Source organism: Streptomyces cyaneofuscatus, assembly GCF_000718135.1.
Lineage (GTDB): Bacteria > Actinomycetota > Actinomycetes > Streptomycetales > Streptomycetaceae > Streptomyces > Streptomyces cyaneofuscatus.
This window is the reverse complement of record NZ_JOEM01000081.1, coordinates 1-394: the sequence shown is the minus strand read 5'-3', so window position 1 is coordinate 394 and position 394 is coordinate 1. Positions and strand designations below refer to the sequence as shown.

1 protein-coding gene is annotated in these 394 nt (G+C 67.0%); it reads left to right on the top strand.

The window, feature by feature from the left end; translation table 11 throughout:
• The coding region (locus IF17_RS0135845; RefSeq protein ID WP_030575421.1) for a carbamoyl phosphate synthase preATP-grasp domain-containing protein at positions 1-394 on the top strand (394 nt) is incomplete at both ends.

The following is a 394-nucleotide window of genomic DNA, read 5'->3' as shown; positions in this document are numbered from 1 at the left end:
CATGACCGACCCCGAGATCGCCGATGCCACCTACGTCGAGCCGATCACGCCGGAGTTCGTCGAGAAGATCATCGCGAAGGAACGCCCCGACGCCCTCCTCCCGACGCTGGGTGGTCAGACGGCGCTGAACACGGCGATCTCCATGCACGAGCAGGGGGTGCTGGAGAAGTACGGGGTCGAGCTGATCGGCGCGAATGTCGAGGCGATCAACAAGGGCGAGGACCGCGACCTGTTCAAGGGCGTCGTCGAGGCCGTGAAGGCGAAGATCGGGTACGGGGAGTCCGCCCGCTCCGTGATCTGCCACACCATGGACGACGTCATCAAGGGCGTCGACACCCTCGGCGGCTACCCCGTCGTCGTCCGCCCCTCCTTCACCATGGGCGGCGCCGGCTCC